Annotated in this window: 1 protein-coding gene; it reads right to left on the reverse strand. The window is 57.1% G+C overall.

Going from position 1 to position 268, the window contains the following annotated elements:
- On the reverse strand, positions 1–268 hold a 268-nt coding region (locus tag H6B10_RS16225; protein ID WP_204652447.1), incomplete at both ends, for a hypothetical protein.

Below are 268 nucleotides of genomic sequence, written 5' to 3' on the forward strand. Positions count from 1 at the left end.
CTGGGAATGCCCTTGAAATACCAGATATGAGACACGGGCGCGGCCAGTTCAATATGGCCCATACGCTCGCGGCGAACCTTGGCGCGGGTAACTTCGACACCGCACTTGTCGCAGATCTTGCCCTTATAGCGGATGCGCTTGTACTTACCGCAGTGGCATTCCCAGTCCTTGGTGGGTCCAAAAATGCGCTCGCAGTACAGACCGTCGCGCTCCGGCTTCAGGGTACGGTAGTTGATGGTTTCGGGTTTAGTGACCTCGCCATAGCTCC

It is taken from the genome of Gemmiger formicilis (genome assembly GCF_016901605.1).
In the GTDB taxonomy this organism is placed as follows: domain Bacteria; phylum Bacillota; class Clostridia; order Oscillospirales; family Ruminococcaceae; genus Gemmiger; species Gemmiger formicilis_B.